The sequence below is a fragment of the Kribbella sp. NPDC050124 genome (assembly GCF_044460355.1).
Lineage (GTDB): Bacteria > Actinomycetota > Actinomycetes > Propionibacteriales > Kribbellaceae > Kribbella.
The window spans coordinates 350,735-376,506 of the sequence record NZ_JBITJU010000002.1 but is presented as its reverse complement, the minus strand read 5'-3'; the positions used below and the strand labels follow the sequence as shown (position 1 = coordinate 376,506).

Genomic DNA, 25,772 nt, shown 5'->3' with positions numbered 1-25,772 from the left:
TCAGCCGTTGATGTCGCGGCTGGTGATGCGGGCCCAGGCGGCGGCGTAGAAGACCACCAGATAGGCGCCTTGCAGGAGCAGGTTGCGCCCGATCGCATCCCAGTACGGCGGGTCGCGCAGCAGGTCGGCGAACGACGGCCAGCCGTACATCAGCAGCCACGGGTGGATCACGTCGATCTGCGGAATCGCGCTCAGGATCCCGCACACGATGAACGCACCGAACGTGGCCGCCATCGCCGCGAGCGGGGTCGACGTCAGTGAGGAGACGAACAACCCGATCCCGGCCAGCCCGAGCATCGACAACCCGATCAGTACGGCGATGCCGAGCGCGCGGACCAAGCCGTCGCCGAGTGAGACCGTCGTCCCCGAGAGCAGCAGGACGTCACCGACGGGGAAGAGCACGAAGCCCGCGATCAGCCCGGCCAGCCAGATGACCAGCGTCGCGACCAGGCAGAACACGGCGAGCGCGACCATCTTCGCCGCGAGCAGCCGGGACCGGCCCGCGGGTGCGGTGAGCAGGTTCCGGAATGTGCCGAGGCTTGCTTCGCCCGCGAGTGACTCCCCCGACACCACCGTGATGGCGGTCGGCAGGAAGAACGGCAGCGAGACCGCGAGACTCGCCACGATCAGGAAGAACCCGTTGCCGGCGACCTGGCCGATGAAGCCCTCGGCGCCGCCCTCCGAGCCGGACAGCTTGATCGCGACCCCGATCATCACCGGGACCGCGGCGAGCACCGCCAGCAGCACCCAGGTCCGGGCGCGCCCGAAGACCAAGTGCAGCTCGGAGCTGAACAGCGCGAGGGTGTGCCTGCCTGCACTCGGCCGGCCGACGTTCACCGTCTCGGTGACAGCCGTGCCGGCGGCGTCCCGGCTCGAGGGCGCGGTCCCACTCGGCGACACGGCCGTGCCGGCGGCGTCCCGGCCCGAAGGCGCGGTTTCACTCGGCGACATCGAAGCCCTCCCCGGTCAGCGCCACGAAGGCGTCCTCGAGGCTGGGGCGCTCCAGGCCGAAGCCGTGGATGCGGACGTCGGCGGCGACCAGCGCGGCGGCGAACTTGTCGATCGGCAGCTCACCGGCGTCACCCTCGACGGTCTCGGCGGTGGTCTTCAGGTCGGTGACACCGAGGCTCTTCAGCGTCTCGGCGGCCTGACCGAGATCCGGCGTACGGACCACCAGCCGGGGACGAAGCTCGGCGCGCAGGTCGGCGACCGTGGACTGGCGGACGATCCGGCCGCGGCTCATCACGGCGGCATGCGTGCAGACCTGCTCGACCTCGGCCAGCAGGTGGGTCGAGGTGAAGATCGTGGTGCCGTCACTCGCGAGCTCCTGGATCAGGTGCCGGACCTCGCGGGTGCCCTGCGGATCGAGGCCGTTGGTCGGCTCGTCGAGGACCAGCAGGTCGCGGCGCTGCATCAGCGCGACCGCGATCGCCAGCCGCTGCCGCATGCCGAGCGAGTAGGCGCGCACCTTCTTGTTCGCCGCGTTCGACAGCCCGACGCGCTCGAGCGCCAGACCTGCCCGCGCCTTCCGCGTCGTCGGGTCGGCCGTCCGGTCCGCGGCGTCGAAGCGGAGCAGGTTCGCCTGCCCGCTCCAGAACGGGTAGAACGCCGGCCCTTCGACCAGCGCGCCGACCCGCGGCAGCACCCGGAGCTGGGCCTTCGGCATCGACTCCCCCAGCAGCTCGACCGAGCCCGCCGTCGGCGCGATGAGCCCGAGCAGCATCCGGATGGTCGTCGTCTTCCCGGACCCGTTCGGCCCGAGGAAGCCGAACACACTCCCGGCGGGCACCTCCAGGTCGATCGCGTCGACCGCGACCTGCCCGCCCCGGAACCGCTTGGTCAGCCCCTTGGTCACCACCGGTGGTGACGAGGCGGGACCTGTCACGGTTAGCGTGGAGCCTTCGGTGCGGCGGCGACCAGGGTGTCCGGGCTGACCAGGCCGACCAGGACGCGGCCGTCGTCGGTGATCAGCGCGTTGACCATCTTGCTGGTCAGGATCTTGCCCGTGCCCCAGGAGCCTTCGACCGTCCGGGCGTTCGCGAGCAACTGGCCGACCGGACCGGAGCGGTTGATGTCGACGTCACGGAACGCGACCACGCTCTCCCAGCCCTCGCCGATCACGGTCGGCTTGTCGCCGGCCGGCGCCTTCGGCTTGGCCGCCTTCGGGCCCTTCCACGCCGGGACCTTCTCCTCCTTCACCTTCACGCCCTGCGGCGGGGTGAAGGTGAACGTGCTCGCCGCCGGTACGTCGAACGACACCGAGGAGAAGCCGAGTTGCACCGCCGGGTCGTCCCCGGTCTTCGGCATCACGGTCACCTCGAGCGGCACCCAGTTCTTCGCGTCGATCGCCAGCGTGACCGAGCCGACCGTGGACTTGTCGGTCTTCGGCAGCAGGCGCAGCTTGTAGGCGTCGCGGCCGGCGACCTCCTGCGTCCCGCTCACCTCGACCTTGGTGGTCGGGTCGATCGCGGCCAGGAACTGCTTGGCGACCGCGGACGGGTCGTAGGACTCCGGCCGGACCGGTGTCTTCTTCGGCTGCTGGGCGCGCTCCGGCAGCGTCAGCTTGACCGCCTCGCGCTCGGAGGAGTCGTAGGCCCAGGCCGTCTTGCCGTCGGTCGTCCAGACCCGCTCGGCCATGTTGTCGAGCACGGAGACGCGTGCCTTGTTCGGGCTGGCGAAGGCGACCCGGGCGGTGTGCTCACCGCTCAGCAGGTCGGGCATCTGGTTGCCGCCCTCGACACCGGGCAGCGCGGGCAGGCCGAGGTCCGCGGCGGACCGGACAGTCCCGCTCAGGCCGTCGACCTTGGCGGTCTGGACCTTGGTCAGCAGCTCCTGCGCGGTGATGTCGGGCAGGTTGGGTGACGCGTCCGCAACCACCGGACCGAGCGTGCCCACCCCCGCGACCACCGCGACTGCCGTGACCGGTACGAACCACCGTCGACTGCGTTGCGCTATCCCCATGTCTCAAGACTCGCACCGTGACAACGTGGAACCAAGTGGTCTCAGGGGCTGTTCACCCAAAAGAGTGAGGGCCGGATACGACGAGCGCAGTACGCCGGAGGGACGGCGTACTGCGCTCGGTTGATGTCAGCGGCTCTGGAGCGCGTCCAGCGCCACCGTCATCGCCGCGGCCACCCGGAAGTCCAGGCGCGGGTCCTGCACGCTGATCCGGTACCGGTCACGCACCGAGACCTTCCGCTCGACCGAAAGCACCGGCTGACCGGTGGCGCGGTCGGTGTAGTCGAAGTGGAAGATGAACGGCAGCGGGATCTCGCCGACGAACGGGACGAACTCCCAGATCCGGCGGACCAGCGCGACGGTCTGGTTGCGCTCGGTGCCGTCCGCCTCCAGGCCGTCCGACGCCAGCTGCCAGCTCGAGCGCAGCAGGCTCTTGCCGAACTCCTTCTTGAACCAGCCGATCGGCCGGCCGTTCGCGTCGAAGACGTCGTACCCGGAGCCCAGGTCGATCGCCTTGCGCGCCTTGAACGAGAACACCGGCTGCGACTTGGTGTCGTCGCTGTAGAAGGTGACCTGCTCTTTGAAGGCCATCCGCTTCTGCTGCGCGAACGCCAGCAGCTGCCCGTCCGAGCCGTCCGGGTCGGTGGCGATCAGCTCGTACTTGTTCGCCATCATCGTGATCCGCTGCTTCATCGAGAACGCGGGCACGTACATGGCGGCTTGACCCTGTGGTGGAACTGTCATGCTTGAAAGTCTTTCACCCCGCAGGCTCTTGCACCCGCCCGCAGCCCACGGACGAAGGCATCTGCACGCTCGGACTCTTCTACTACCTGTACGGCGAGTTGCCCGACCCCCTGCAGCGCCAGGTCCCGTGCGACCTCGACACCGAGCTCTACGGCCTCCACTGGTGTCCGAGCGGGCCGCCAGAGCACTCCGAAGTCCGCCAAGGGTCTGTCGGGTCCCAGCAGTACGACGAGCACGTCGGGCTCACCCAGGTGCTCCTCAGGGTCACCGTCGATCACCAAGCGCACCCGCTGCATGCCGACGGCCACGGCCTCCCCACTGGCCTGTGCAGCGTCGTCCTCTGGCGACGAACTACGCCGACCCCACTCCTCGTGGTGCACCGCCCAGGCAAGCGGACGCCGTGCAGCCCAGCCGCTCCGCACCAACTCGGGTGCGGGCGCAAACTGCTCCACATGCCCGACACAGAGGTAGCCGACGAGTTCGATGTGTGCGGGCAGGTTCAGCACCGCCGCGACCTCGCCTGGCTCGAAGAAGGACACCCAGCCAACGCCGAGGCCCTCGGCACGCGCGGCAAGCCAGAGGTTCTGGATCGCGATGGCCGCCGAGAACCAGGTCGTCCGCGGGTCCGCGTGGCGGCCCAGCACGTGCCTGCCGCCGCGACCGGGGTCACAGGTCACCGCGATGTTCAGCGGGGTGTCGAGGATGGCCTCGATCTTCAGGCCGTCGAACGCCTGGCGCCGGTCCGGAGGCAGCGAGGCGGCGAACGCGTCCCGCTGGGCGGTGGCGAGGTCGTGGACCTTGCGGCGAGTGGCGAGGTCGCGGATCAGCAGGAAGTCCCAGGGCTGGCTGAGCCCCACACTGGGCGCACGGTGTGCGGACTCGAGCACGCGCATCAGGACCTCGTCCGCGATCGGCTTGTCGACGAAGCCTCGCCGTACGTCGCGGCGCTCGGCCAGGACCCGGTGCACGACCTCACGCTCAGTTGGTGGATAGCCGGGTGCAGCATGCAGCCGGCCAACCGCTGCGGTGGCGTTGATCGAGCGGCGCTTGGTGACCAGCAGCTCGGCACCGGTCAGGACGACGGCTGCCTCGGCGACACTCGGCGTACCTCTGAGTCTCGCTACTTGCTGGCTCGGTGTCGGCACCGATTGGCGCGCGAGCTCGTCGGCCGACGCGGTCTGCAGGACGGCGTTGAGCGACGCGGCCAACCTCTGCAGGCCTGGTTCGGTCTCCTTGCCGTCGACGGTGACCACCGTGCGCACGTCTCCCCCACCTGCTGCGGCCAATGCCGCGTCGACCAGGTCCCGCAGTTCGCGGTACGACGTACCGGACCGCAGGCCGATGCCTACGACGAGGTTCACTTCGCCAGCCCTGCGTGGACGCGGGCCGCTGCGACCAGGCGAGCAGGCACATCGGGCATCGCGGTCCAGTGCAGGTGCAGGTACGACGCGTGGACTCGGGGCCGAGCGATTCCCTCGACGCCGCCCGGGAGGTACCAGGCTGGGTCGACCTCGGTGTCCAGGTCGACCGTGGTGCGGTGGAACTCGTGGCCCCGGACGCGTCGGCCTTCATCGAAGAACGCGGTCGTGGTTGCGGCGATCGCCGTACGGTAGCCGAGGGTCAGGCTGCCGGTCATCCGGCCGGTCGCGGGGAGGACGCCGGTCATGGGGTGGCCGTCGAGCTCGCGGGACAGGTAGAGCAGGCCGGCGCATTCGGCGATCACCGGTAGGCCGGCTGCGACCTCGCTTGCCACCTGGCGGCGGAGCTTCTCATTGGCGGACAGGGCCTCGGCGTGGAGCTCGGGGAAGCCGCCACCGAGGTACAGCGCCGCCGTTGCTTCGGGCAACGGATCGGACAACGGGTCGAACGTCACGACCTCAGCGCAGGCGGCAACGAGCAGCTCAGCCGTCTCGGTATACCGGAACGAGAACACCGGCCCCCCAGCCACCGCCACAACCGGCCGCCTCGCCCCCGCCTCCGCCGCTTCCGCCTCCGCGACTTCGTTGGTTGGATCCCAGGCCGCTGTCTCCAGGTGCGTGGCGGCCCGGGCCGCCGCGACGAAGGCCTCGAGATCTACGCCTTGACGGACCAGTTCGGCGGCTGCCTCGACCGCGGCGGACGCCTGCTCACGCTGCTCATTGGCCGGGACCAGGCCCAGGTGACGACTCGGCACGGTGAGGCGCGTGTCCCGTCGCAGTACGCCGAGAACCGGTACGCCGGTCGGGGCGACACCGGCCCGGACCTCGGCCTCGTGGCGATCCGATCCGACCTTGTTGAGGATCACCCCGACGATGCGCACCTCGGTGTCGAAGGCGACGAACCCGTTGACGACGGCCCCGACACTGCGACCGGCGGCGGAGGCGTCGACGACCAGGACGACGGGTGCTTTCAGCAACTTCGAGACGTGTGCAGTCGAGGCGTACCCCTCGGTTCCGAGGGCGCCGTCGTACAGGCCCATCACGCCTTCGACCACGGCCAGATCGGCGCCGGCGGCACCGTGCGCGAACAGCGGGGCGACCCGCTCCTCCCCCTGCAGCATCGGGTCGAGGTTGCGCCCCGGGCGTCCGGTCGCGACCGCGTGGAAGCCCGGATCGATGTAGTCGGGACCGACCTTGAAACCCGCGACCGTGTGCCCGGCCCGCCGCAGCGCCGCCATCAGGCCGACCGCGACCGTCGTCTTCCCCGCGCCCGAGGCGGGCGCGGCGACCACCAGCCGTGGGATCACCACTCGATGCCCTTCTGGCCCTTCTGGCCGGCGTCCATCGGGTGCTTGACCTTGGTCATCTCGGTGACCAGGTCGGCGGCGTCGAGCAGCCGCTGGTCGGCGTTCCGTCCGGTGATGACGACGTACTGGTGCCCCGGACGGTTGACCATGGTGTCGACGACCTCGTCGATGTCGACCCAGCCCCACTTCATCGGGTACGTGAACTCGTCCAGCACGTAGAGGTCGTGCGTCTCGGTCTGGATCCGGCGCTGAATCTCCCGCCAGCCCTCGAGCGCGTCGGCGGCGTGATCCTCCTCGGTGCCGGCCTTGCGCGACCAACTCCAGCCCTCACCCATCTTGTGCCACTCGACCGGACCACCCTGACCGGTCGTCTCGTGCACCTGGCCGAGGGCCTTGAAGGCGCTCTCCTCGCCGACCTTCCACTTCGCGCTCTTCACGAACTGGAACACGCCGATGCTCCAGCCCTGGTTCCAGCCCCGCAGCGCCATCCCGAACGCGGCCGTGGACTTCCCCTTCATTTCCCCGGTGTGCACCATCAGCAATGGCCGGTTCCGGCGCTGCCGGGTGGTCAGGCCGTCCCGCGGTACTACGGTGGGCTGCCCCTTCGGCATCAGGCCGCCCTCCGCTCGGTGACCGTGCGGATGAGGTTGCCAGCGGCAACTTCTCCGAGGTCGAGGTACTCCGCGGCGAGCTCGTTGGCCAGCTCAGCGGCGAGTCCGAGTCGTACGCCGCGGCGCGGTTCGCAGTCGACGACCACAGCGGCGATTCCTTGCTGGGCGAGCCATCCGGCGGCCTGCTTGGCGCGCGCGAAGGCGTTGTCGCCCTGGGTCGCGCGGCCGTCGGTGACAAGCACCAGCAGTGGGCGCCGACGCGGGTCCCGGATGGCTGCGATCCGGAGCACCTCTGCTGCTTGTAGCAAGCCTTCGGCGAGTGGGGTGCGACCACCGGTTGGCAGGCTTTCAAGGCGCCGTACGGCGGTCTCGACGCTGCCCGTGGGAGGCAGCGCGACCGTGGCTGTGGCGCCGGCGAAGGTGACGAGGCCGACCGTGTCGCGGCGCTGGTAGGCGTCCAGCAGGAGGGAGACGATCGCGGTCTTCACCTCGCCCATGCGCTTCTTCGTACCCATCGAGCCGGACGCGTCGACGCAGAACAGGACGAGGTTGCCCTCGCGCCCCTCCCGGACCGCCAGCCGTACGTCGGTTGCTCGCACGGTGAGCCCTGCGCCGGTGCGTCCGCGGGCCTGCTGATGGGGCGCCGCGGATCGGATGGTCGCCAGCAGGTGCGGTCGGCCTGACTCCCTGCCGATGCGCGGACGGTCGCCCACCACGCGACCCACCTCGGTGATCGCCCGCGACCGTCGGCCCGCGACTCCCGCACCGGGCGACTGCACGCTCAACAGGCGGGCCTTGAACGGCTCAGAACTCCCCACAACCTCCCCGACCGGCGCTGAGCCGCGGCCACTGCCCTTCGCCTCGTGCTCAGCCGGGCCTACGCCGGCCCGGTCGGCTCGGTCGGACGCGTCGGCCCGGTCGGACGCGTCACTGGAGCTGCCGCCATCCGGGTCGGCGGGATCCATCCCGCCGCCTGGGCCGCCGGTGTCGTCCGGTCCGCCGTCCGGGTCGTCGTCGGGGTCCGGCGGTGGCGTGCTGTTGCTGATCGCTTCTTCGAGCTGCTCCTCGTCCAGGCCGGGCGCGTCGAAGGGGTTGCGGCGCCGGCGGTGCGGCAGCGCGAGCTTCGCGGCCGCCCGTACGTCGTCCACCTCGACGACTGTCCGGCCGGACCAGGCTGCGTGGGCGACCGCCGTACGCGCGGTGACGAGGTCGGCGCGCATCCCGTCGACGTCGAAGGACGCGCAGATCTCGGCGATCTGGCGCAGCGCGGAGTCGGTCAGGATCACCTCGGACAGCAGGGCCCGCGCCTTCACGATGCGCTCCGCCAGCTCACGCTGCGCCCCGTCGTACTTCGCAATGAAGGCGTCTGGGTCGGCCTCGTACGCGAGCCGGGCGCGCATCACCTCGACGCGTACGGCGGGATCGCGACTGGCGACCACATCGACGGTCAGCCCGAAGCGGTCGAGCAGCTGCGGCCGGAGCTCACCCTCCTCCGGATTCATGGTGCCGACCAACACGAACCGCGCGGGGTGCGTGACCGACACACCGTCGCGCTCGACGGTCGCGCGGCCCATCGCGGCGGCGTCGAGCAGGACGTCGACCAGGTGGTCGTGCAGCAGGTTGACCTCATCGACGTACAACAGCCCGCGGTGCGCCGCGGCGAGCAGCCCAGGCTCGTACGCCGTGACGCCCTCCGCCAGCGCCCGCTCAAGATGCAGGGACCCGAGCACGCGATCCTCGGTAGCGCCAACAGGCAACTCAACCAGCCGAGCCGCACGAACGGCACGCTCGTTGTGATGCGCGCCTTCCGGACAGGTCGGCTCGGGGTGATCGGGGTCGCAGGAGAAGCGGCAGCCGGGTACGACGTCCACCGGCGGCAGGACCTCGGTGAGCGCGCGGACGGCAGTCGACTTCGCCGTACCCTTCTCACCGCGGATCAGCACGCCGCCGATCGCCGGGGAGACCGCGGACAGCACCAGCGCGAGCTGCAGATCCTCCATCCCCACGACCGCGGTGAACGGGAAGCTCTGAACTGCAGGCCGCATCGGCGGGGTCCCTTCGTCGAGCGGGTGTCCACGCCCGCTTCGGCAATTGGTACGCCGTACCGCGGACATCGCGAACCGGCGGACGGCGTGCAGATGTCCTGGCTCCCGGGTCACCCCGGTCACAGTGGCGGGACCGCCCCGGACTCCCGGCCACAGCCGGTCACCGGTGTTCCTCCACACCCGTCCGCCCGATCATGGCACAAGCCACGACGTTCCTCAGCGACGAGGTTCACACCCGGCGGGCGTGGTGCGCTGCCGGAGAGGCTTCGCAGGGCGGCCCGCGAACGCTCTTGCGTTCGGCCACGAACTCGACCAGCCCTGTCAGGCTTCAACGCCGCGGGACCCTGTTCGTTGAACGCGTGGATCACCTCCCGCGCACGCCTCGGCTGCAATTCAACGCCAGCAGCGCCGCCGTCTCCGCAGCGCTCCGGCCCCGAACCCGCGCCGGCACCAGCCCCCCTCCGGTTCCAGCGAGCGTAAGTTGCGATCTGGAAACCGGCTGGCCTGTCATTCCCGTGCAGGATCTGATGCCTGGCAGGCGTCAGATGGTTGCGGTGCTCGGTGAGTGCCGGTCGGGTCGATGTGGAAGGCGAAGCCGTGCGGGCTGGTCCATTCCAGCGTTCGGGGGTCGAGGCGGCGGACCTGCCAGCGGCCATGGGTCTTGACCCGGTGTGGGAACCGGCGCAGCGGGACGAGGTTGCTGGTGCTGGTTTGGCCGGGTGGGCCGAGGGGGTCGTAGGGCTGGATGTGGTCGAGGTCCATGGCTGGGTGGGTTTCGCGGGAGCCGTAGGGGAACAGTTCGACCGGGTGGGTGAGCCGGGTGCGTTCGCGGATCCGGTCGGGGATCTCGTAGGCGTCGACGCTGACGGCGTCGTTGAGATCGATGACCGGCTTGACGGTGTAGGGGCCGTGCCCGATCAGTTCGGCGAGCTGGGTCGCGAGCAGCGGGCCGATGGTTTCGGCGCGCAGTACCCCGGTGCCGGTGGCGAGGGTGTGGTCGGTGAGGTGCACGTAGACCTCGGTCTGCCCGGGCCGCGCCGCCCGGCCCGAGCCTGGGTCGGCGTACGCGTCCCGCCGGATCTGTGCGAGCCGGGCCTCCAGCACCCGCCGCGCCGCGGCGTCCATCGGCTCCCCGTCCGTGTCGTCGAGGCGCAGCCCCGGTTCGAACGGCTCCACCACCTCGCCGTACGGCGCGTCGAGCGGATCGGGCAGCTCGCTGTCACCGGGGTACGGCGCATCCCGATCAGCCTCGTCCCCCAGCCCCGGCTCACCCCAGTCCGCCAGCAGCCCCTCATCACCGGCCCAGCCGCCGCGGTCGTCGCCACCGGGTGCACGCCCAGGGTGCCCTGGAGCGCGCTCTCGCGTGCCGGCTGGGGCGCGGTCGGGGTCCACGGCGGGTGGGGTGCTGGCCAGTAGTTGGTGGGCTTGGTGGAGGAGTTCTTCGGTGTAGCGGGGGTCGGCGATGATGCCGACCGCGTCGGCGCGGCGGCGCTGCAGGGAGGCGGTGTCACCGAGGATCTTCAGGGCTTCGGCGATGCTGGTGAGGCGGGCATCGAACCGGATCGCGGCACCGGTCGCGGTACGGATGTAGATCTTCTTGGTGCCGTGCTCGTCGGAGCGGCCCAGGTAGACGCCGCGTTCGCGGGCCTTCTCCTCGGCCTTGGCCCGGGCCGCGTCGGGGTCGGCGTGCTTCTTCGCGGCCTCGACGATCTTGTCCAGCCGGCCGGGCGTGAGCGTGTCGACCACCTTCGCGACCCGGCGGTCCACGGCACCGGCGGCCTCGAGCGGCAGGTCCAGGCAGGCGGTGGCGATCTTGCGGGCCCGCCACGGGGTCGCCTCACCGGCCTGGACACGGGCCCAGGTGAAGGGCAGGCGGTGCCGCAGGGCCAGCGCCTGGCCGATGAAGTCGGCGGCCGCGCCCGGCGAGATCCCGAGCACCGCGCCGAACTCGGCCGCGGCGAACTCGGCGATCTCCGGGCAGCCGTCGCCGCCCAGGACGACGGCGCGTTCGCGGCCGTCGCGGGGGTGCCGGGTGGGGTGGGGTGTGCAGGCGTCGGGGTGGTGGTGGTCGGCGTAGAGCTGGGCGTGTTCGAGGAGGCGGGCGTCGAGGCGGTTGGCCTCGGCGCGGTGCGCGGCGGCCGATTCGAGCAGGTCGGCGGTCGCGAGGGTGGTGAGATCTCCTTCGAACATGTGCTCGATTCTATGGCACACTCAGACTTGATACCAACTCGGAAGTGCCTTGAATCTCTTATTCACAAGGCGAGAAGTGAAATCCGTCGGGGCGGCTTTCTGCTGCATACTCACTGAGGCTGAAGGTCAGTCGGGTACGGCATATCGCGGGATGCTGCTCGCTGATCGCGCCGTACCTGCGGTGGTCGTTGCTGGGTGCAACGGTAGGCTGCCGATCGACCATCCGGCCGGTGAGTACGGGCCGTACTCACCGGGAACGGTTTCAGCGATAGCTGGAGAGTCGCTTCGCCAAGGCGATGGCGGCTGCGTCGTCCTTGACCTCGCGGATTCCGATGATCGGGGTCACCGCGACGTACCCGGCGGCGAGGAGGGCCTCGTCCGAGCCGGGGACCGGGTTCGCGGCCGGTGGTTCGAGCTCGATCATCGGTTCGCCGGTCGGCGCGGTCGCACCGGTGATCCGGGACCGCTTGATCGGCGCCAGCGAAGCGTGCTGGACGCCGGCCAACTGGTCGATCGGGCGGTCCGGCACGTTGATGGTCAGCACCGTCCCGGCGGGCTCGGGCACGATCCAGGTGAGCGCCTCGGCGGCGACTGCTCCCGCGGTGCCCCAGTGCGCGGGGTCTTCGGAATCGATGCTCACGGCAACCGCCGACAGCCCCTGCGCGGCTGCGGTCAGGGCCGCGGCCACGGTGCCGGAGTGGAAGATCGGTACGCCGATGTTGTGGCCGCGGTTGATCCCCGACACGACCAGATCCGGCACGGCCCCGAAGGCCCCGACCGACGCCAGCGTCACCGCGAGGGCCGGCGTGCCGTCGATGCCGTGGTAGCTGATACCGCCCTCTTCCTCGACGGCGGTCCGGATCGGGCGGCCGACCATCCCGGCGCGCGCCGAGCCGACGCCACTCTGGTCGTCCAGCGGCGCCACGACCAGTACGTCGTACCCGAGCTCGGCGATCGCGGGAGCGAGGGCCCGGATGCCCGGAGCCTGGTAACCGTCGTCGTTGGTGATCAGGACTCTCAGGGTCTCCGGCGCCATGCCTCTACCCAATCAGCCGCGGTCCTCGATGTCACCCTCCGTCTCAAGGACTGCGCTGCGTAGCGTTTCGAGTGCTTCGGCGGACGGCTTCGACCACAGACCGCGCTGCGCCGCCTCGAGCAAGCGCTCCGCGATACCGTGCCGCGCCCACGGATTCGACTTGCGGAAGAACTCGGCCATCTCCGGGTCGGCGACGTAGGAAGAGGTCAGCGTCTCGTACATCCAGTCGTCGACCACCCCGGCGGTCGCGTCGTACCCGAACAGGTAGTCCACCGTGGCGGCCATCTCGAACGCGCCCTTGTAGCCGTGCCGCCGCATCGCCGCCATCCACCGCGGGTTCACCACCCGGGCCCGGAACACCCGCTTGGTCTCCTCCTCGAGCGTCCGCGTCTTGACCTGCGCCGGTACGGCGGAGTCGCCGACGTACGCCTTCGGGTTCGAGCCGGTGAGGTGGCGGACCATCGCGATCATGCCGCCGTGGTACTGGAAGTAGTCGTCGGAGTCCATGATGTCGTGCTCGCGGGTGTCCGCGTTCTTCGCCGCCACCTGGATCCGGGCGTAGGCGCGCTCCATCGACCCGCGGGCCTCGACGCCGTCGAGGTCCTTGCCGTAGGCGTACCCACCCCAGACGGCGTACACCTCGGCGAGTTCCGCGTCGGTGCGCCAGTTCCGCGCGTCCACGAGCGGCAGCAGGCCGGCGCCGTACGAGCCGGGCTTGGAGCCGAAGACCCGGGCGGTGGCCGACCGCAGGTCATTGCCTTCCGCAACATCAGCGTCCACGTGCGCGCGAAGGTAGTTGTCGGACGCCGGTTCGTCCAGTGCGGCGACCGTGCGGACCGCCTCGTCCAGCAGCGCGACGACGTGCGGGAAGGCGTCCCGGAAGAAGCCGGAGATCCGGATCGTGACGTCGATCCGCGGGCGGCCGAGCTCGTCGAGCGGGACCGCCTCGAAGCCGGTGACCCGGCGGGACGCGTCGTCCCAGACCGGGCGGCAGCCGAGCAGCCACAGCACCTCGGCGAGGTCGTCGCCCTGGGTGCGCATCGCCGACGTACCCCACACAGTCAGGCCGACCGACCGCGGCCACTCCCCCGTCTCGTTCTTGTGCCGGTTGAGCAGCGAGTCGGCCAGCGCGACGCCGACGTCCCACGCGTTGCGGCTCGGGATCGCCTTCGGGTCGACCGCGTAGAAGTTGCGGCCGGTCGGCAGCACGTTGACCAGACCGCGGGTCGGCGATCCCGACGGACCGGCTTCGACGAAGCGGCCGTCCAGCGCACGCAGGACGTTGGTCAACTCGTCACCGGTCCGCGCGAGCCGCGGGACCACCTCCGTCGCGGCGAACGTCAGGGACGCCTCGACGCCGGCGGACGACCGGCCGATGACCTCGGCGACGACCACCGGGACCTTGGCGGCGTCCCAGCTCAGCGTGTCCATCCCGACGACGAGCTTCCGCGCGACCGCCTCGAGCAGGTCGACACCGTCCGCGGCGGTCACCGCGGGCAGATCGGCCAGCGTCGCAAGGTCGGCGAGATCAACTGCCTTGCCGGGGTCCGCCAGCAGGTCGGCTTCGGACACGCCGAAGCTCTCGCCGAGCGCCGTACGCAGACCAGAGATCGAGTAGGAGCCACCCCACAGCTGTCGAGCACGCAGGACGGCGAGCACCAGGTTGATCCGCGCCTCGCCCGTCGGCGCACCGCCGAGCACGTGCAGCCCGTCGCGGATCTGCACGTCCTTGATCTCGCACAGGTAGCCGTCGAGGTGCAGCACGAACTCGTCGAAGTCGTCGTCCTCGGGCTTCTCCGAGGTGTGCAGGTCGTGGTGCAACTGCGCCGCCTGGATCAGCGTCCAGATCTGGGCCCGCAGGGTCGGCACCTTCTCCGGATCCAGCGCCTGCACGGTCGCGTACTCGTCGAGCAGGTACTCCAGCTTGGCCATGTCGCCGTACGTCTCGGCCCGCGCCATCGGCGGCACGAGGTGGTCGACGACGGTCGCGTGCGCCCGCCGCTTCGCCTGCGTCCCCTCGCCGGGGTCGTTGACGATGAACGGGTAGACCATCGGCAGGTTCCCGAGTACGGCGTCCGGCGCGCAGTCGGCCGCCATCCCGATGCCCTTGCCGGGCAGCCACTCCAGCGTCCCGTGCTTGCCCAGATGTACGACGGCATGCGCGCCGAAGCCACCCTCGTCCGTCGAGGCCTCCAGCCAGCGGTACGCCGCCAGGTAGTGGTGCGACGGAGCCATGTCCGGGTCGTGGTAGATCGCCACCGGGTTCTCGCCGAACCCACGCGGCGGCTGGATCATCAGGACGACGTTCCCGAACCGCAACGCCGCCAGCGCGATCTCACCGGATTCGGTGACGTACAACTCCCCCGGCGGCGCTCCCCAGGCCTCGGTCATTGCGTCCTGCAACGACGTCGGGACCCGGCCGAACCACTGCTGGTACGTCGCCAGCGGGACCTTGGCGACCGCGTTCGCCAACTGCTCGTCGGTCAGCCAGTCGACGTCGTGCCCGCCGGCCGCGATCAGCCGGTGAATCAGCCCGTCACCTTCCAGCTCGCTCACGTCGAGCCCGCCGAGGTCGTACCCGGCCTCCTGGAGCTGACCCAGCAGCACGACCGCGGACGCCGGAGTGTCCAGACCGACCGCGTTCCCGATCCGCGCGTGCTTCGTCGGGTACGACGACAACACCAGAGCGAGCCGCTTCTCCGCGATCGGGACGTGCCGGAGCCGCGCATGAGCGACCGCGATCCCGGCGAGCCGATCACAGCGCTCCGGATCCGGCGCATACCGGGCCAGACCGTTCTCGCCGTACGACTTGAACGAGAACGGGATCGTGATCAGCCGCCCGTCGAACTCCGGGATCGCCACCTGGGTCGCCGCGTCCAGCGGGCTCACCGCCGCGTCGCTCGCCTCCCACTGCTCACGTGTCGAGGTCAGCGCGAGGCCTTGGATCAGCGGGATGTCGAGTGACGCGAGCGCACCCGCGTCCCACGCGTCGTCCGCGCCGCCTGCACTCGCGTCCGCCGCGACGGACCCACCGGCGGCGAGCAGAGTGGTGACCAGCACGTCACACTTCCGCAGGAGCTCGAACAGACCGGCGTTCTCGGTGCTGGCCGGATCCAGTCCGCGGAGCGTGCCGCAGTACACCGGCAGCGGCTGCGCGCCCGCGTTCGAGACTGCGGCGGCCAGTGCGTCGACGAACGCGGTGTTCCCGGAGATCTCGTGCGCGCGGTAGTAGACGATGCCGACGACCGGCCGCTCGTCCTCGACGAAGTCTCCGCGGACGCCGTACGCCGGAAGGGCCTGGGGCGGATCGAACTCGTCGCCGGTCAGCAGGATCGTGTCGCGCAGGAACCCGGCCAGGTTGCGCAGGTTCCCGGCGCCGCCCTCGCGCAGGTAGGCGAGCGCCTCGGTGACGGCGCCGGCGGGGACGGTCGACAGCGACATCAGCTCGGCGTCGGGGGCGGCCTCGCCGCTGACCACGACAGCCGGCTTGCCGGATGCGATGACCGCGTCGAGCCCTTCCTCCCAGGCTCGGCGTCCGCCGAGCAGCCGGACGACCACGACCTCGACGGCGTCCAGCAGCGGAGTGAGCTCGGCCAGGTCGAGTCGGGCGGGGTTCGCGACCTTCCAGCCCGCATCCGCCTCGGAGGCGGCCAGCAGGTCGGTGTCGGCGGTGGAGAGCAGCAGCAGGTTCGCGGGCACGCGCCACGAGTCCTTCCTCGGGGTGTCCACGCCCCGTCCGGAGGTTCGACGGCGGCAGTTCCTGACTTCCACACGAGGTGGTCACAGTGGCGGGACCGTCCCGGACTCACACCGGGTTCCTGCTGATGCCGTCGGATGACGTGCGCGACTCTAGCCGACGGACGGCGGGGTTAGGCTGAATCGTGCTGGTGGGGCGCGACACAGAGCGGGCCCGGATGCGCCGCCTGCTGGAGGGTGCGCAGGCAGGGTCCGGCGCCGGACTGCTGGTGCTGGGTGAGCCTGGTATCGGCAAGAGCACCCTGCTCGAGGACACCGCCGCGGCGGCGACACGCTTCCGGGTACTGCGAGCAACCGGCATCGACACCGAGTCGGAACTGCCTTACTCCGGGCTGTTCGAACTGCTCCGGCCGGTGTCGAACCGGATCGCCGGCCTTCCCGTCCGCCAGTCGGCTGCTTTGCGGACCGCCTTTGCCGAGACCGCAACCCAGGAGGTCGACGGGTTCGCCGTCGCGGCGGCCGTCCTGACGCTGCTGTCCGACGTGTCGGCCACCGAGCCGGTCCTCTGCCTCGTCGACGATCTGCAATGGCTCGACGTCGCCTCGCAGTCCGCCCTGACCTTCGCAGTACGGCGTGTCGCTTCCGAGCGCGTCGCCATGGTGTTCGCTGCCCGCGACGACACGGCTCCGCCCCGCGGGTTCCCCGTACTGCGACTCCAGGGCCTCGGCGACGACGCGGCACACGACCTGCTCACGACCAACGTCGGGCAGGAGCTGCCGGAGTCCGTCCAGGCATCGCTGGTGCGAACGGCCGCGGGCAACCCACTGGTCCTTGGTGAACTGGTCGCCGCCCTGGAATCCGCCGAGTTGACGGGAGGGGCGCCCCTACCCGAGCCACTGCCGGTCGGCAGCGAAGTCGTCAGTATCTATCGTCGCGAACTCGCGGCGCTGCCGGCGAACACCCGGACGGCTCTGCTGGTGCTGGCAGTGAGCGAGGACACGCGCGCAGAGCACCTCCTGCCGGCGATCAGAGCCCGCACCGGCGACCCAGCCGCTCTCGATCACGCCGAGCGCGCCGGACTCGTACAGTCGGCAGCGTCCGGACTGCGTTTCCGGCATCCGGTGCTCCGCTCGGTGGTCCACCAGGACGCGACAGTCGCCGAGCGGCAGGCTGCGCATCGATCCGTGGCGGACACGCTGCCGCCCGGACAGGCGGAGCTGCGCGCCTGGCATCACGCACTGGCCGCAGTCGAGCCGGATGAAGAACTGGCCGCCGAGCTGGCGCGGACCGCAGAGCTCGCCAGCCATCGCGGCGGGAGGTGGGCGGAGAGCCGTGCGTACGAGCTCGCCGCGCGACTCAGTCCCGGTCGAGAACGCCGGGCAGAGCGCACCTATCGCGCAGCTGTCGCAGCCTTTCTCGCCGGGCGCCATTCGGTAGCTCGACAGCATCTGGACACTGTCCTTGCGGTGAGCACGGATCCACTGCTTCGAGCCGACGCCGAGCACGAGCGTGCTCGAGTGGCGCTGTGGCGCGGCCGCCCCGACCCACCTCAGCGCCTCCAGGTGGCCGCTGACGACGTCGCGCCGTACGACGCCGAGCGGGCGGCAAAGCTCCTCGCGTACGCCGTGGTCGATCTCGGAGCGCAATGCCGGCCCGCCGAAGCAGTGCCGTACGCGCGACGGGCGTGGGAACTGATCGGCCACCGAGAACAGCCGCTGGTGGTGAGCTTCAAGGTCGCCTACGCCCTCGTGATGGCGGGCGAGACCGGCGACGGAGCCGAATTGACGACCAGGGCGACAGCCGTGGCCGAGAGAACCGGCGACGTCACCGCGCTCGCGATGCTCGGCCCCGTCCTCGGATGGCTGGATCAGCCGTCGGCCGCCGAGCGGGTGCTGGCCCGCGCGATCGAGCTGTGCCGGGCGAGTGGGGACCTCTGGATGCTGGTGAACGCGTTGACCAACGCCGCAGAGGCAGCGCGACGCAATGCGCGACTGGATGCCGCCCTCGTCCGGGCCGACGAGGCACGTGCCCTGGCGGAGTCGCTCGACGAGCCGATCCAACTGGCCACCGCGCTGGCCGGCCTCGCCCGCATCGAAGCCGACCTTGGCCGCGGTATCGAGTGCAGGGCGCACGCCGCGCAGATCGATCGGATCACCGACTACCCTGCCGCGGAGTTGCGGGTGACGCGCGCAGCGGCGCTGGGGACGCTCGCGCTGGCGTCGAGGAGGCACCAGGACGCGATCGACGAGCTGATCGTGGCCGTGGACCTCCTGGTCAGCGGCGGCGTGGCAGAGCCCCGGACTTTCGCCGTCGAAGTCGATCTCGCCGAGGCCTACGTCAGGTGCGGCCGGGTCGGCGAAGCGATGGAGTTGGTCAGCAGACTCGAGGCGTATGCGCGGCCGCGGGGTGCCGCGAGCGTGCTGGCCGGGGCCGCGCGGTGTCGCGGTCTGAGCGCTCCGGACGATGAGTGCGAGTCGTGGTTCTCCGAGGCTCTCGAGCTGTTCCGAAGCGTCGGCACGCCGCTCGAGGAGGCTCGTACCCTGGTGTGCCTCGGCGAACGGCTGCGGCGCCAAGGCAGGCGCTCAGCCGCACGAGATCATCTCCGCTCGGCGTTGGCGATCTGCGAACAGCGCGGCGCCGCACTCTGGGCCGACCGGGCGCGCAAGGAACTGCAGGTTTCCGGTGAGACCCTGCAGCGGCGCACCGACGACCCGCGGCGGCAGCTGACACCGCAAGAGCTGCAGATCGCCCTGCTTGTCGCCGACGGTGCACGCAACCGGGACATCGCCACCAGCCTGTTCCTGAGCCCGAAGACCGTCGAGGCACATCTGACTCGGGTCTATCGCAAGCTCGGCGTCACGTCCCGGACCCAGCTCACCACACGGCTGACCCACGCAGTCCCTGCTCCGGCGCAGGGCGAGCTGTAGGGGTTTCCCCGACGCGACCACCGCCACCGCCTTCATAACGTCATCGGTGTCGCCGGCCATCGGGGCCGGCCGCACAAGGAGTCCCACATGAACACCTACATCGTCGAGCGGCACCTGCCCGGCGTCGCCGCCGGCGACCTCACGGCCGCGGCCGTCCGAGCCCGCGACGCAGCCGACCAACTCACCCGCGAAGGAATGCCGGTCCGCTACCTGAGCTCGGTCTACGTGCCGTCCGACGGCTCGTGTCACTGCCTGTTCGAGGCGGCCTCCGAGACCGCGGTCCGGCAGGTCAACGAGCTCGCGGCCATCCCGGTCCACCGCATCGCAGTGGCCACCCAGCTGGCGGCGTCCGCGCTGCCCACCGACTGAAGATCAGAAGACAAGGAGATCACCATGAGCGTCTTGACCCGCACAGTCCTCGTCGTCGCCGCGACCCTGAGCCTCGGCCTGGCAGCCCCGGCCGGCGCGTCGGCGGACACCCCGGCGAACGACTTCGCCACCAACTTCTCCGGCTGCCTCGGCCCACTCCGCAGCGCCATCGCAGGCGGCGCCCTGGACGGGGCGACGTTGCCCGACGGCACCGTGCTGCCCAGCGGCTTCGGCGGATCGTTCAACCCGGGCGGCCACCTCGGTACGGTGGCCGAGGCGGAGTTCCTGATGAGCCACGGCTTCACCGAGCCACAGCTCGCCGCGTTCTGCGCTTCGCTCGCCAAGCACTGACCGGCACCCCGCCACGGGCCGCGCCCGAGCCAGGGCGCGGCCCTTGGCGTCATAACTTGAATTCAAGAAATTGAGGCTGGCGCTCGCGCTCTCATCGTCATTTCGGTAAAGATCAGTGACAGAACTGTTAGGCTCAGCGCCATGGGACGACGGGACGCCGTACGCGAGCTGCACCGGGTGCACGTGCTCGGCGTGCTGCGCGACCACGGATCGGCCAGCCGGACCGACCTGATCCGCGCCACCGGCCTGTCCCGGCCGACGATCTCGACCATCGTGACCGAGCTGCTCGACGCCGGCGCGATCCGCGAGGTCGGCAAGTTCAGCTCCGGGAGCAGCAAGGGCCGACCGTCCCAACTGCTGGCCCTGACCCCGCCGAGCGGGCGGGCGCTGAGCGTCGACATCGGCCACACCCACGTCCGGGCGATCGTCGCCGACGCGTCCGGGCACATCGTCCAGGAGCGGGTCGTCTCGTTCGGCCGGCGCGCCGCAGTCGACGACACGCTCAAGCAGGGCCGCCGGCTGATCGCCGAGGTCACCGAAGGCCTCGACGCCGACGGCCTGACCGGCGCGACGATCGGCGTACCGTCCCCGATCGACGTCGCTGCGCGCCGGCCTGCGGCGCACCGCTTCGCCCATGTCAACGTGGTGAGCGCACTCGGCCTGGACGCCTGGCGCGACCGCATCCGGATCGTCAACGACGCCGATCTGGGGGCCGCCGGCGAGGCCGCGTTCGGCGCCGGCGCCCGGTTCGGCACCTTCGTCTACGTGAAGATCTCGCACGGTGTCGGCGCCGGACTGATCCTCGGGGGCCGGCTCTTCCAGGGGCAGGGGTACGCCGGGGACATCGGCCACATCCGCGTGGTCGACGAGGGCGAGGTCTGCCTGTGCGGGAACCGTGGTTGCCTCGAGACGGTCGCCTCCAGCGCCGCGCTGCTCAAGGCGTTGCAGCCCGCTCACGACGTACCGCTCGGCTTCTCGGACCTGATCCGGCTCGCCGACGCCGGCGACCGCGGCACCCAGGCACTGCTCGGCGACGCCGGCCGGACCGTCGGCCGGGCGCTCGCCTCCGCGGTGACCACGCTGAACCCGGAGGCGATCGTGATCGGCGGCGCGCTCGGCTCCCTCGGCGGGCCGGTCCTGCGCGGCGTCGAGGAAGCCCTCGACCGCTACTGCCAACCGGCCGCGCTGCGCAATCTCCAGGTCAGCGTCGCGACCTGTGGCGACCACGCTGAGGTGCTCGGCGGAGTCGCCCTGGCGTTCGGTCTGGTCACCGTATAAATGTCTGATTTCTTGCCGTAATACGGCAATCACAGCGCGGTTTTGCGCCATTGACACCCCAGAAATCTTCTCTCTAAGCTCTGAACGCAATCAGCTGGTGAGCCCACCCGAACAACGGGTGATCCCTTGGGTGTTGCGCAGCACCCGCCCTCCGACCACGTCAGGCCGAGCGAGGCCGAAGCTTTCGGCTGCCCGCACGTGCCCGATTGCCCAAGGAGATGCGCGTGAGGTTCCTGTCCAAGCTGTCCAAGCACCACCTTGCGGCGCTCACCGCCGCAGCCACCGTCGTCGCCACTCTCGTCGCCACCGCCGGCTCGGGCCTCCGCCCGGAGCCCACCACCCACGACCCTGTCGTCGGCACCACCAGCGGCGTGATCCGCGGTGTGACGAAGGCGTCGTACGACGAGTTCCTCGGCCTCCCGTACGCCGCGCCGCCGCTGCGTGAGTTCCGCTTCGCTCCCCCGGCGGCGCCCGCGTCCTGGAAGGGAGTCCGTACGGCGGACCGCCAGTCGCCCGCCTGCATCCAGTTCGAGCCGACCGGTATCCGCGAGGAGCAGACCGTCAGCGAGGACTGCCTCTACCTCGACGTCTACCGCCCGTCCCGGGTCCCGAAGAACCAGAAGCTGCCCGTCATGGTCTGGTTCCACGGCGGCGGTCACACCCAGGGCACCGGTGTCATCTACGGCGGCGGCACGCCGGCCGCGAAGACGGACACCATCGTCATCTCAGTGAACTACAGGCTCGGCGCCCTCGGCTTCCTCGCTCACCCCGCACTCAGCGCGGTCACTCCTGGCGGCTCCGGGAACTACGGCCGGATGGACCAGCTGGCATCGCTCGAGTGGGTCCGCGACAACGTCGCCAACTTCGGCGGTGACCCCGGCAACGTCACGATCTACGGCCAGTCCGCAGGCGGCAGCGCCGTCTGCGACCTGCTCGTGATGCCGTCCGCGAAGGGCCTGTTCCACAAAGCGATCGTGGAGAGCTCGGTCTGCGGCGCGACCCGGAACACGCTGGCTGCCGGCGAGCAGAGCGGCCTGAAGTTGGCGCAGTCGGTCGGCTGCACCGATCCGGGGACCGTCGTCACCTGCCTGCGCAAGGCCTGGCCCGGCACTCTGGTCAGCAACCAGGCGAACTACCTCGGTTCGTCCAAGGTAGGCGGCTCGTTCCTGCCGAAGACGTTCCAGCAGGCGTTCGACGACGGCAGCTGGAACGCGGTCCCGATCATGACCGGCAGCACCAAGTCGGAGAACCGTCTCACCTCGACCGCCCTGGCCGGCATCACCGAACAGGGGTACTACGACCTCGTCCGGCAGACGTACGGCGCCAAGGCCGACGGCGTCCTGAAGCTCTACCCGCTGAGCAAGTTCAACAGCCCGTGGGACGCGATCACGCAGGTCCAGACCGACTCACAGCGGGCGTGTCCGAACGACCTGTCGGCGCAGGTGCTCTCGGCGAAGACTCCGACGTACCGGTACGAGTTCAACGACCCGACCTCACCGACGCTCTACGGGTTCCGTGTCCCTGGTGAGGACATGTCCAACGGCCACAGCGCCGAGCTGGCCTACCTGTTCGACTTCACCTTGGGCGAGCGTCCGCTGACCAGCCGGCAGGAGAAGCTCTCCGACCAGATGATGCGCTACTGGGCCGCCTTCGCCCACGACGGCAACCCGAACTTCCACAACGCCCCGACCTGGCCCCAGTACGGCGCCGCCCACAACGTCATGCAACTTCGCACCGCCGGAGCCAGCCAGGTCATCACCACCTATGAGGCCGACCACAACTGCACCTTCTGGCGGGAGGGATGAGAACCATGAATCTTCGAGCCCTGCGCGGGCTGATCGCCGCCGCCGTACTGACCGTCTCGATCGGCTTCTCGCCGCTGGTCAGCACCGCTGACAATCAAGTTGCCCAGAGCAAGGAACAGGGCAAGGGACAACTCCGGGCCGGGGCCGCGCGGATCGACGTGACGCCTGCGGTCAATCCGAAGTACCCGCCGCTGAACGAGTACGAGCACGAGCGGCTCTACGTCCGCGCGATCGTGTTCGAGAACAGGGGCGTCCGCGGCGCGCTGATCGGCGCCGACCTGAGTGGGATCGAGGAGCCGGTCTGGGCGGACGCGGTCAAGAAGGTCGCGGCGGAGCTGCGGACGCCGATCGAGAACATCATCATCTCCGCAACGCACACGCACAGCGGGCAGCCGGCCGGTCCGCCGGTGTCCGGCCCGCGGTACGGCACCGACTTCCTGGCCAAGGTCGCCCTGCAGGCGGTCAAACAGGCGAAGACCAGGCTGGTGCCCGCGCAGGTCGGCTACTCGACCGGTGAGGCCGCGCTCAACGTGAACCGCGACGTGATCAGTCCGGACACGCACAAGTGGACTCAGGCAGCGAACTTCGACGCGCCCGTGGACAAGACCGTCGGCGTACTGACCTTCTACCGGACCAACGGCACGCCGCTCGCGACGTACGCGAACTACGCCATGCACCCGGTCAACGGTTACCTCAACGGCCTCACCACCGCCGACTTCGCCGGCGCCACCAGCCGGTACGTCGAGCAGGCCTTCGGCGACGACGTGGTCGCGGTGTTCACCCAAGGCGCGTCCGGAGACGTCAACCCGCGCTGGCTGCGGACCGGGACCAACGTGCTCGCATCGCGCAGCGACGTACCGATCACCGGCTACGAGATGGTCCGCGAGACCGTCGAGGCGCCGATCCGGGACGGGAAGGTCCCGTACGGCGACGTCGACCCGAAGGTCCTGCGGCAGCTGTTCAACTACATGGAGGCTGTCGGGATCGTGCTCGGTGAGGAAGTGATCCGGGTGATGTCGCACACCGACCAGAAGGCGGCCGATCCGGTCATCCACGGCCGTCAGACGATGATCACCTGCGCCGGCCGGACCCGGCTCGACAACGCCCGCGAAGGCGTGCCGGGAGTGTACGAGGACGGGCCGGACGTGGCGATCCGGCTCGGAGCGCTCGAACTCGGCGACATCGCGCTGGCGACCACGGACGCCGAGGTGTACACGAAGATCGGGCTGCGGGTGAAGAAGCAGTCGCCACTGTCCAAGACCATGTACGTCACGCTCGCCAACGGCAAGGCCGCGTCCGGCTACGTCCCGGACGACGAGTCCTACGGTCACCTGACCTTCCAGGTCCTCGGTTCCCGGGTCAAGCCCGGCTGCGCCGAGGACGGCATCGCCGACGGCATCGCTCAGCTCATCTCCCAGTAGGAGGACGACCATGCGCAAGACACTCCTGGTCGCGGCGGTCTGCGCCGCGGCCGCGGTGGCAACGACCCTGACAGCCGTTGCCCAGCTCGGCGGCGGATCGGACTACGCCGGCCAGAATCCCGTCGTCCGCACCGACAACGGGCTGATCCGCGGTGAGGCCAAGTCGATGGTGACGTCGTACAAGGGGATCCCGTACGCCGCCCCGCCGGTGGGCAACCTGCGGTGGCAGGCGCCGCAAGCCGCGGCGTCGTGGAAGGGCGTCCGCGACGCGACCCAGTTCGGTGGCTCCTGCGTGCAGGGCACCGGCTGGGACCCGGGGTACGACAAGCCGACGCTGACCGAGGACTGCCTGTACCTCAACGTCTACGTGCCCTCGAATGCCAAGAAGAAGAACCTGCCGGTGTTCGTCTGGAACCACGGCGGCGGCAACACCGGTGGCGCCGGGCGCGATACCAACCCGGACAAGTTCGTCACCCGCGAGGACGTCGTCTACGTCACCATCAACTACCGGCTCGGCGCGATGGGCTATCTGCTCACACCGGCGCTGGAGCAGGACGCGAAGGGTGCCGCGGGCAACTTCGGCATCCTCGACCAGCAGGCCGCTCTGCGCTGGGTGCAGAAGAACATCCGCGCGTTCGGCGGCGACCCGGACAACGTCACCCTGGCCGGGCAATCGGCCGGCGCCAGCAACACCGTCGTACAACTCGCTTCTCCGGGTGCGCGCGGGCTCTTCGATCGAGCGATCCTGCAGAGCGGGGGCGGCAATCCAGCGCGGACGCTGACGGCCGCGCGTGACAGCGGTGAGCGGTTCGCGGCCGAGCTTGGTTGTGCTCCGGGAGCGGCTCAGGTGAGCTGCCTTCGGTCGAAGAGTCCCGCGGAGGTCCTGGCGACCCAGCAGAAGGTCTCGACGTCCGGCGCGGTGGCGGGCACTGCGATCCTGCCCGTCGACCCCGTCGAGCTGATGAAGGCGGGCAAGTTGACGAAGCTGCCGGTGATCTCCGGTGGTACGTCGGACGAGTCCCAGCAGAGCGTGTTCGGTGCCTACGACTACAGGGGTAACCCGATCACCCCGCAACAACTGGATTCGCTGATCACGACGACGTACCCGGGCGGTGCCGCTCAGGTGAAGGCGGCATACCCGGCGGCGGACTACAAGTCGCCGACCGTGGCCTGGGGCGCGATCCAGAGCGACCAGCGCGCGTGCCGGGACCAGACGCTCCGCGAGCGGCTCGCTGCCAACACCAAGGCCTATGTCTACGAGTTCGCCGAGAAGAACCCGCCGGCGTTCACCTCGATCTGGCGGCTGAACACCGATTACCCATTCGGCGCCACACACGTGAATGATCTCGGCTACCTGTGGGACTACTTGGGGACCGCGCTGCCGTTCAGCACCCAGCAGGTCGATCTGTCCAACCAGATGATCAGCTACTGGGGCAGCTTCGCCAGGGATGGTGACCCCAACACGTCGCTGACGCCGACCTGGCCGCAGTACGAGTCGCAGGGCAACCTGCTGCAGTTCAAGGCGCCGTCCGCCGAGCGCGTCGGTCATGCCCAGATCGACAGCGAGCACAACTGCACCCTCTGGGATGCCGTCAGCCCGGCACCGTGATCGGAGG

Annotated in this window: 18 protein-coding genes and 2 riboswitches; of the genes, 7 read left to right on the top strand and 11 right to left on the bottom strand. The window is 70.1% G+C overall.

From position 1 onward, the window contains the following. From ACIBL3_RS08620 to cobN, 11 genes are all read right to left on the bottom strand, one after another. Nucleotides 1–951 carry an ABC transporter permease gene (locus ACIBL3_RS08620; RefSeq protein ID WP_396352639.1) on the bottom strand — a complete coding sequence of 317 codons (951 nt, stop codon included), beginning with the start codon at nucleotides 949–951 and terminating at the stop codon, nucleotides 1–3. Further along, on the bottom strand, nucleotides 938–1,885 hold the full coding sequence (locus ACIBL3_RS08615; RefSeq protein ID WP_396352638.1) for an ATP-binding cassette domain-containing protein: 948 nt from the start codon (nucleotides 1,883–1,885) through the stop codon (nucleotides 938–940). Before ACIBL3_RS08615 ends, ACIBL3_RS08620 begins: the two co-directional genes overlap by 14 nt. Nucleotides 1,886–1,887: 2 nt before the next feature. Then, nucleotides 1,888–2,961 (bottom strand): outer membrane lipoprotein carrier protein LolA, encoded by a 1,074-nt coding sequence (locus ACIBL3_RS08610; protein WP_396352637.1) that lies wholly within the window; start codon nucleotides 2,959–2,961, stop codon nucleotides 1,888–1,890. 126 nt (nucleotides 2,962–3,087) lie between these two features. Further along, a complete protein-coding gene (locus ACIBL3_RS08605) occupies nucleotides 3,088–3,702 on the bottom strand; it encodes a hypothetical protein (RefSeq protein ID WP_396352636.1) in 615 nt (204 codons plus the stop codon). Further along, nucleotides 3,699–5,063, bottom strand: coding sequence for a 5,6-dimethylbenzimidazole synthase (gene bluB, locus ACIBL3_RS08600; RefSeq protein ID WP_396352635.1), 1,365 nt, complete (start codon nucleotides 5,061–5,063; stop codon nucleotides 3,699–3,701). The genes ACIBL3_RS08605 and bluB overlap by 4 nt, the downstream gene beginning before the upstream one ends. Further along, the gene (locus ACIBL3_RS08595) at nucleotides 5,060–6,430 is read right to left on the bottom strand and encodes a cobyrinate a,c-diamide synthase (RefSeq protein WP_396352634.1); all 1,371 of its coding nucleotides are present in this window, start codon (nucleotides 6,428–6,430) and stop codon (nucleotides 5,060–5,062) included. Before ACIBL3_RS08595 ends, bluB begins: the two co-directional genes overlap by 4 nt. Continuing rightward, nucleotides 6,424–7,038: a cob(I)yrinic acid a,c-diamide adenosyltransferase gene (gene cobO, locus ACIBL3_RS08590; protein WP_396352633.1), complete on the bottom strand. Its 615-nt coding sequence runs from the start codon at nucleotides 7,036–7,038 to the stop codon at nucleotides 6,424–6,426. Before cobO ends, ACIBL3_RS08595 begins: the two co-directional genes overlap by 7 nt. Further along, complete coding sequence (locus tag ACIBL3_RS08585) at nucleotides 7,038–9,083, bottom strand: putative cobaltochelatase (RefSeq protein ID WP_396352632.1); 2,046 nt, start codon at nucleotides 9,081–9,083, stop codon at nucleotides 7,038–7,040. Before ACIBL3_RS08585 ends, cobO begins: the two co-directional genes overlap by 1 nt. 70 nt (nucleotides 9,084–9,153) lie before the next feature. Then, a riboswitch (cobalamin riboswitch) is annotated at nucleotides 9,154–9,303 on the bottom strand. A 287-nt stretch (nucleotides 9,304–9,590) separates the two neighbouring features. After that, nucleotides 9,591–11,273, bottom strand: a complete 1,683-nt coding sequence (locus ACIBL3_RS08580; protein ID WP_396352631.1) for a DUF222 domain-containing protein — start codon at nucleotides 11,271–11,273, stop codon at nucleotides 9,591–9,593. 262 nt (nucleotides 11,274–11,535) lie between these two features. After that, nucleotides 11,536–12,309, bottom strand: coding sequence for a 5'/3'-nucleotidase SurE (gene surE, locus ACIBL3_RS08575; protein WP_396352630.1), 774 nt, complete (start codon nucleotides 12,307–12,309; stop codon nucleotides 11,536–11,538). Nucleotides 12,310–12,321: 12 nt separating this feature from the next. Further along, nucleotides 12,322–16,008 carry a cobaltochelatase subunit CobN gene (cobN, locus tag ACIBL3_RS08570; protein ID WP_396352629.1) on the bottom strand — a complete coding sequence of 1,229 codons (3,687 nt, stop codon included), beginning with the start codon at nucleotides 16,006–16,008 and terminating at the stop codon, nucleotides 12,322–12,324. Between the two features lie 55 nt (nucleotides 16,009–16,063). After that, a riboswitch (cobalamin riboswitch) is annotated at nucleotides 16,064–16,132 on the bottom strand. A 64-nt stretch (nucleotides 16,133–16,196) separates the two neighbouring features. Between cobN and ACIBL3_RS08565 the strand changes: the two genes are divergently transcribed. The 7 genes from ACIBL3_RS08565 (at nucleotide 16,197) to ACIBL3_RS08535 (ending at nucleotide 25,765) form a co-directional block, all read left to right on the top strand. After that, nucleotides 16,197–18,932: an AAA family ATPase gene (locus tag ACIBL3_RS08565; protein WP_396352628.1), complete on the top strand. Its 2,736-nt coding sequence runs from the start codon at nucleotides 16,197–16,199 to the stop codon at nucleotides 18,930–18,932. Between the two features lie 87 nt (nucleotides 18,933–19,019). Beyond that, a complete protein-coding gene (locus ACIBL3_RS08560; RefSeq protein ID WP_396352627.1) occupies nucleotides 19,020–19,301 on the top strand; it encodes a nickel-binding protein in 282 nt (93 codons plus the stop codon). Nucleotides 19,302–19,325: 24 nt separating this feature from the next. Further along, nucleotides 19,326–19,652, top strand: coding sequence for a hypothetical protein (locus ACIBL3_RS08555; protein WP_396352626.1), 327 nt, complete (start codon nucleotides 19,326–19,328; stop codon nucleotides 19,650–19,652). 141 nt (nucleotides 19,653–19,793) lie between these two features. Continuing rightward, entirely contained in the window at nucleotides 19,794–20,930 is a 1,137-nt protein-coding gene (locus ACIBL3_RS08550; RefSeq protein ID WP_396352625.1) for an ROK family protein, read from the top strand. Between the two features lie 224 nt (nucleotides 20,931–21,154). After that, nucleotides 21,155–22,735, top strand: a complete 1,581-nt coding sequence (locus tag ACIBL3_RS08545) for a carboxylesterase/lipase family protein (RefSeq protein ID WP_396352624.1) — start codon at nucleotides 21,155–21,157, stop codon at nucleotides 22,733–22,735. A 5-nt stretch (nucleotides 22,736–22,740) separates the two neighbouring features. Further along, nucleotides 22,741–24,156: a neutral/alkaline non-lysosomal ceramidase N-terminal domain-containing protein gene (locus ACIBL3_RS08540; protein ID WP_396352623.1), complete on the top strand. Its 1,416-nt coding sequence runs from the start codon at nucleotides 22,741–22,743 to the stop codon at nucleotides 24,154–24,156. Between the two features lie 10 nt (nucleotides 24,157–24,166). Beyond that, a complete protein-coding gene (locus tag ACIBL3_RS08535; protein WP_396352622.1) occupies nucleotides 24,167–25,765 on the top strand; it encodes a carboxylesterase/lipase family protein in 1,599 nt (532 codons plus the stop codon). Nucleotides 25,766–25,772 lie beyond the last annotated feature (7 nt).

Coding starts and splice junctions, on each gene's coding strand:
- ACIBL3_RS08620 (WP_396352639.1), bottom strand. CDS start 951: ATGTCGCCGAGTGAAACCGCGCCTTCGGGCCGGGACGCCGCCGGCACG.
- ACIBL3_RS08610 (WP_396352637.1), bottom strand. CDS start 2,961: ATGGGGATAGCGCAACGCAGTCGACGGTGGTTCGTACCGGTCACGGCA.
- ACIBL3_RS08605 (WP_396352636.1), bottom strand. CDS start 3,702: ATGACAGTTCCACCACAGGGTCAAGCCGCCATGTACGTGCCCGCGTTC.
- cobO (WP_396352633.1), bottom strand. CDS start 7,038: ATGCCGAAGGGGCAGCCCACCGTAGTACCGCGGGACGGCCTGACCACC.
- ACIBL3_RS08585 (WP_396352632.1), bottom strand. CDS start 9,083: ATGCGGCCTGCAGTTCAGAGCTTCCCGTTCACCGCGGTCGTGGGGATG.
- ACIBL3_RS08580 (WP_396352631.1), bottom strand. CDS start 11,273: ATGTTCGAAGGAGATCTCACCACCCTCGCGACCGCCGACCTGCTCGAA.
- surE (WP_396352630.1), bottom strand. CDS start 12,309: ATGGCGCCGGAGACCCTGAGAGTCCTGATCACCAACGACGACGGTTAC.
- ACIBL3_RS08560 (WP_396352627.1), top strand. CDS start 19,020: ATGAACACCTACATCGTCGAGCGGCACCTGCCCGGCGTCGCCGCCGGC.
- ACIBL3_RS08555 (WP_396352626.1), top strand. CDS start 19,326: ATGAGCGTCTTGACCCGCACAGTCCTCGTCGTCGCCGCGACCCTGAGC.
- ACIBL3_RS08550 (WP_396352625.1), top strand. CDS start 19,794: ATGGGACGACGGGACGCCGTACGCGAGCTGCACCGGGTGCACGTGCTC.
- ACIBL3_RS08540 (WP_396352623.1), top strand. CDS start 22,741: ATGAATCTTCGAGCCCTGCGCGGGCTGATCGCCGCCGCCGTACTGACC.
- ACIBL3_RS08535 (WP_396352622.1), top strand. CDS start 24,167: ATGCGCAAGACACTCCTGGTCGCGGCGGTCTGCGCCGCGGCCGCGGTG.